At 63.9% G+C, this 5,378-nt stretch carries 7 protein-coding genes and 1 pseudogene; all 8 read right to left on the reverse strand.

From position 1 onward, the window contains the following. On the reverse strand, positions 1-1,235 hold a 1,235-nt coding region (virB10, locus tag BN32_RS28095), incomplete at its 3' end, for a type IV secretion system protein VirB10 (RefSeq protein WP_019200177.1). Between the two features lie 6 nt (positions 1,236-1,241). Continuing rightward, the gene (virB9, locus tag BN32_RS24965) at positions 1,242-2,045 is read right to left on the reverse strand and encodes a P-type conjugative transfer protein VirB9 (RefSeq protein WP_040427724.1); all 804 of its coding nucleotides are present in this window, start codon (positions 2,043-2,045) and stop codon (positions 1,242-1,244) included. Then, entirely contained in the window at positions 2,042-2,758 is a 717-nt protein-coding gene (locus BN32_RS24970) for a VirB8 family type IV secretion system protein (RefSeq protein ID WP_040427725.1), read from the reverse strand. Before BN32_RS24970 ends, virB9 begins: the two co-directional genes overlap by 4 nt. Further along, positions 2,755-3,885: a TrbL/VirB6 family protein gene (locus BN32_RS24975; protein WP_019200174.1), complete on the reverse strand. Its 1,131-nt coding sequence runs from the start codon at positions 3,883-3,885 to the stop codon at positions 2,755-2,757. The genes BN32_RS24970 and BN32_RS24975 overlap by 4 nt, the downstream gene beginning before the upstream one ends. A gap of 8 nt (positions 3,886-3,893) precedes the next feature. Next, entirely contained in the window at positions 3,894-4,088 is a 195-nt protein-coding gene (locus BN32_RS24980; protein ID WP_019200173.1) for a hypothetical protein, read from the reverse strand. Then, the gene (locus tag BN32_RS24985; protein WP_019200172.1) at positions 4,085-4,273 is read right to left on the reverse strand and encodes a hypothetical protein; all 189 of its coding nucleotides are present in this window, start codon (positions 4,271-4,273) and stop codon (positions 4,085-4,087) included. Before BN32_RS24985 ends, BN32_RS24980 begins: the two co-directional genes overlap by 4 nt. 16 nt (positions 4,274-4,289) lie before the next feature. Then, complete coding sequence (locus BN32_RS24990) at positions 4,290-5,000, reverse strand: type IV secretion system protein (protein ID WP_019200171.1); 711 nt, start codon at positions 4,998-5,000, stop codon at positions 4,290-4,292. After that, a pseudogene (locus BN32_RS27980) lies at positions 4,925-5,378 on the reverse strand (hypothetical protein); the annotation flags it as partial. The gene BN32_RS24990 and the pseudogene BN32_RS27980, both read right to left, overlap by 76 nt.

Consider the following 5,378-nt stretch of genomic DNA (forward strand, 5'->3'; position numbering starts at 1 on the left):
CGCGTTCCTTGGTCGAGATAGATCGTGGGCGGGATGTTGATCGAGTTGCGGAGCGCCTCCTGCGCGATGTTGGTGAGCGTTTGCGAGACGTTCTGGGCGGCGATCTGGCGCGCCTGCAGGCTCAGCTGGTTCTGGTTCACGCCGGTCTGCGTCTGGGTGATCGCCCCGGTGACCGGATCGGTCGTTGTGATGATCGTCCCGGTGCCGTTGGTGTTGTTGTAATTCTGGCCGTACGAACTTAAGAACTGCGCCGCGCCACCGACGACCGAGAGCATGATCGCTGCGCCGAACCGCTCGACGTAATGGTTGTCGACGACGCCGGCGTTACCGGCCCGACCGAGGTCATCAGTGCCGTTCGAGCCGAGCTGCACGGAAACGCCATCGGAGCGAAGAAGACGCGTCCAAACGACGAAGACGCGGGTCTGGCCCTGCGAAATCCCGGACTTGTACTCGCCGACGAGACGGGTGCCGGCAGGAATAAGCACGCGGCGCCCGTCGAACGACCATACGTTCTCGGTCACCACGGCGCGGACCATGCCTGGCAGATCGCTTTGCACGGCCGTTTCGAGAACGCCGCGGATCATCGTTCCCTGCGCGACAAGCGCATCGATGCGAGGGTTCTTGGTAGCACGTGCCGTGTCGACGCCGGCCGCGGACACCGAGGCGAGGAAGCGCCGGTTCGGATCATCGTCCGGCTGAGCGGCGTTTGCGGAGCCACTGCTGTCGGGATTGACCGACCCGGCGGCGGCCGCCGCGGCATTGTCGGAGATCACCTGCGGCGCGCGGAGGCGCTCCCACTTTCGGCGCTCCTCTTCCTCCTGACGCTGCCGTTCGAGCTCGGCGAGCCGGCGAGCCTCGTCGTCGTTTGGCGGACTGATCGCGAGCGGCGGCTCGGGCGGCGCCGGCGGCTGGATGGTGACGGGCGGTGGCACGGGAGGAGGAGGTGGCGCCTCCGGCGCCTTGGGAATCACGATCGTTCCCTGATCGGTTTGTGGGCGCGGTGTCGACAGCGACGGCGCCGGGAACTGGGTCGTCGTAAAGTCCTCCTTGTCCGGTGTCGTCATGCTGGTCGGGCGAGGCTTGGTCGAATTGTAGATCATCCATCCGGCGACGAGAACGGCGCCGAGCGGGATGCCGAATTTCAGGAACCGGCTGACGGTCGTGCTACCGCGCGCCACGGAAGTCGCGGCCGAAGCCTCGAGTTCGAATGAACGATAATCATCAGGCGTCGGCATCGCCCGTCACCCTCCCTCGTTGGCGGCCATGCCGACGCGCTGCGGCGCATAGGGCTCGAGCCCGTTCGGCTCGTGGATGTTCGTCAGCCGGCGATTGAAGATGCAGGTTGATTCCTGGCCGTTGCGCAGCGTCCACTGCGGCGAGACCTTGTCGACAACGACATAGGGTCCCTCGGTGCGAAAATTGACGAGGCTTTCGTTGCGGTCGGCATCGACGATGTAGATCGCCGGGGTCTCGCCCTCGAAGCGGAACCACGTCTTCGTGCCGTCGTCAAAGACTGCGACGGGCTTGTTTGCCGACGAACCCTTGTAGCCGTAGTCGCTGTTCGCGTTGGCGATGTTAAGGCTGGCCAGATTGGGGTTCGAGGCCCGCTCTTTGGCCTCGGCGAGCAGCTTCGCATTCGTTTCGTCCTCGGGGAAACGAAAGCGCACGGCGTAAATCTGATTGGTTGCCGGACGTGTGTTCGAGCGCAGCAGGAAAACGTAGATGCGCTTGTCGGTAACGACGTTCAGGTTCGACTGCGCGTTCTTCTCGACCGGCTTGACGAAGATAATGTCGCCCTTGCGGTTCGGCTCGACCTTCCAGGCCACCGAGTCGCCGAGCGCCAGCGTCTCAATCTTTTCGTCGGCCTGGAGCTGGATCATCGTCGACGTGCCGTAACTGGCGTCGATCGCCGTCACATTATCCTTGTTGTAGACGACGTCGCGCACGCGCGGATCGGTCCGCCCCGGTCGCGGAAGAGCCTCCCCCAGCGCGGGGGCGGTCACAAGGCAAAGGGCAAGGGCAGTGCCAAGGAGACGCGTGATCATTGCTGCGCTCCGGCCGTGCCGGGAGACGGCGCGGACTCCTGATCGCGGCGATATTCCAGAACCTGGAAGCCGAGAGGGTTGTCGAAGCGCCACTCGTTGCGTATCGGCGCACCGCTATAGCGGAAGCGCACGAGCGAGACCCAGTTTCGCGTCACGACACTGGTCGCCGACTTTTCGTCCGTCGAGAACCGGACCAGCGCCGTGCGGTTGTTCGGAAACGTGACCGACTTGATGTTGACGGCGATCTCGGTGTTCGTGCCGTGCAGCTTGACCGGATTGTTGGGGTTGGCGGGCGAATAGATTTCGGTCAGCTCACGTGCGGCGTCGCCGGTGGCGAGCAACTGGGCAAGATCGAAATTGTCCTTCAGCGCACGGGGGTCGTAAGTCTCGCGCGCCTTGATGTAGCGCACGACGTTGAACATCGTGACGGCCTCGTCCTGGGTAAGTGCGCCCTCGGCCATCGGACGCTTGACCTCGACGAAGCCCGTCGTCTTGTCGACGACTACCATGTACGGTTCGTAGGTCTTCAGCGGGACGAGCAAGGCAAGGACGCCAAGCGCCGCGACGGCGACCACGCTCATCACGGCGGCGACGATCCAGGCGAGCGCCCGCGAATTGCGATTGCGCCGCGCAATGTCCTGTTCCCAGGTCGCACCCTCGACATAGTAGCGGGGATCCACACGTTTCGGTTCAGGGGCGGTCGTGTCGCTCATGGCCTCCCTCCGCCGCCTGGTGTCGGCGTCGAGGCCGAATTGCGAATCTGATCGGCCAGCCGCCGGAATTCCGCCGACTGCGCCCACGAGGCCGAGCGCAGGCCGACACGCGCGCGCTGGCGGGAAGCGAGTTCTTCACGCCGCGAGACTGAGGCCGGGTTGAAGGGATTGCGGAAGGCCAGCCGGGCACGGTTCGCAGCAACACCGAACCGGAAGCCGGTCGCGGTCGCAAGGACTGCGCCGACCCGTGGTGAGGAGATCGGGACGCCGCCAGCGATGGCCGCCGCGACGTTGTTGATCTGGCTGAGTAGCAGGATGCCGATGATCGCCAGCAGGACCACGGGACCGATCGTAGCCCAGGTTGCCGATTTCGAACTGGCGACGCCGTTCAGCGCGTCGATCGACTGTTGGATGAGTGAGACGTAGAAGGCGAGGAAGGCGTAGACGAGCACCTGGACCACGAAGTATTGCGCGATCGAGCTTAGCCAACCGCTGAAGAAGCGTGAGGTGGCGCCGAACAGCAAAAGGATGACGAAGACCGGAGCGAGCGCGAGCAGCAGCCACATGAAAAGCTTCGACAGAATGATGAGGAAGATGGCAAAGCCGATCAGGATCGCCATCACCACGTAGAAAACAGCGGCAAAGATATACGGTCCCCAGTTCGTGATGCCGGCGTTCTGGAGGAAAGCTTCGGTCGCCGAGTTTGTCGTGTCCCACATGTTCTGTAGCGCCGACTGCACGCCGTTGACCGAGGTGAGGTTTGCAGCCGTTCCTGTGTTGTTCGGCGTGGTGACGACGCTCAGGAGCGCGTTGCCGATCGCGGAGGGCCCGCTGTTCAAGGCGTTATAGGCAAGCGTCTGAAAGTCGCTCCAGCTGGTCGCCAGCGCGTAGATCATGAAGGCGCGGAACAGCCGGAAGGCATGATCGGCGGGCCCGCCAGTGGACGTGCCCTGCCAGATGCCAACGCCCCAGAAGATCACGTATAGGGTCAGCAGGAGGCCGGCGGCGCTCGTCGCACCGCCGGAGGTCGCGGCGTTGGACAGCGCCTGGTAGGCGCTCTGAACGTAATTCTGGCCGATCTGGTCAACCGACTGCAGGAGCGAGGTGATGTTGAAGGTGTTGCCCATCGTGCTCCTCAGATCGGCCGCATTGGGCCGCAGCTGTCGAGCGCTGTGAACGCCGCCGGGACCTGGTGGGAGGGGCTGTCTGTGTATGCGAGCGGCGTCCCGGCCTCGTCGGCCGAACAGGGCGCCTTCAACGGCTTGTAGGCGCAGCCGCCGAGCGCGATTGCCACCAAGGCGAGAATGCAATAGCGGGCGATTGTCGTCATTTGGCCGGCGCCTTCGGCTGGGTAAAGGTCATCGCCCGGGAAGCGGCGGCGGCCGCATCGTCCTGCGCCGCCGCAGTGGGATTGTTGATGGGGCTCGGATGCGGTGAGTTGAAAATCGCGCGTCCGGCGACAAGTCCAACGGCGAGTGCGACGACAATAGCGACGACAACAAAACGTGGTGACAAAGCCCCATCCCCTACATCACTGCGTGAACTTCATGGCGCGAGCGGCCGAGGACTCCGCTGCGATCCGGTCGAGATTGGCCTGGTTTGCAGCAGCCGCGGCATTGTTCACGACGCCATTCAGCTCGTTGACGGTCTGACCCGTCTGGATCTGGACCTGCGTGTTCTGGTCGACGCTGCCCTTCAGGTCCTGGGCGCTGCCGATTTGCTGGCCACCTTGGGTGAAGGCCTGCGAGCGCGTCTGAACCGCGCTCTGGGTCGAGTTGATCAAGCCCGACAGCGTCGCCGCGACGTTGACCGAATTTTTGTAGGCGGTATCGACCGCGTGGCTCTGGCCATTGGCCAATCCGGTGATCGTCTGGACGAGCTGAAGACCGTTGATCAGCGTCGAGACGATGTTCTGGGAGCCAGAGCCCATGCCGGCGAAAGACAATGCTCCGCCGGAGATCACCGAGCCAAGCGAGGGCGCCTGCGCCATGGTGAACCCGCCGCCGAGGGCCATCTGCGCCAGCGATCCCTGGGCTTGCGAGGACCGATCGCCGGTCACCGCGGCAAGCGTCTTTTGCGTGAACTGCATGATCTGCTGATCGGCCGTCAGGATCGATTTGGTGTCACTTGCGATTTGCTGCGCTTTCGCGAGATTGGCGTTGTCGATTACAGGAACCTGCGCTCGCGCGGGCGCCAATCCGAGGGTGGTGAAAAGAAATGCTGTTGCGAAAAGAGCGCGCATCGGAACCTCCCTAGCGACCATTCGATGTTGCTGCGGCGTTTGCCGCGTTCTGGATCTGGGCGAGATAGAAGAGAACGTTGTTGTTCGTATCGACATAGCGGGCGCTCACGCAGGCTGGATCGGGCGTGGCGCCCGGCGGGGTCGGTCTGGCAGGTCGACGGAGAACGGCAGGGATCGCTCGCCGTGCCCGTCCCGATCGTGCCCACGGGGCAGGCCGGACCCTGCGTGGTCGTCTGAGGGCTTGTCGTCGCGCGCATCCCCATGGCGGTGCGGCTCATGTCGCTGGTCTGGGCCAGATTGAGCGCGTTTACCGCCGTGACCCAAAGGTTCGCCGAGGCAATGACATTGTTCCAGACGAGATTGTTCTGCAGGCGTGCG

Source organism: Afipia birgiae 34632, from assembly GCF_000308295.2.
GTDB classification, from domain to species: Bacteria; Pseudomonadota; Alphaproteobacteria; order Rhizobiales; family Xanthobacteraceae; genus Afipia; species Afipia birgiae.

Coding starts and splice junctions, on each gene's coding strand:
- virB9 (WP_040427724.1), bottom strand. CDS start 2,045: ATGATCACGCGTCTCCTTGGCACTGCCCTTGCCCTTTGCCTTGTGACC.
- BN32_RS24975 (WP_019200174.1), bottom strand. CDS start 3,885: ATGGGCAACACCTTCAACATCACCTCGCTCCTGCAGTCGGTTGACCAG.
- BN32_RS24990 (WP_019200171.1), bottom strand. CDS start 5,000: ATGCGCGCTCTTTTCGCAACAGCATTTCTTTTCACCACCCTCGGATTG.
- BN32_RS24970 (WP_040427725.1), bottom strand. CDS start 2,758: ATGAGCGACACGACCGCCCCTGAACCGAAACGTGTGGATCCCCGCTAC.
- BN32_RS24980 (WP_019200173.1), bottom strand. CDS start 4,088: ATGACGACAATCGCCCGCTATTGCATTCTCGCCTTGGTGGCAATCGCG.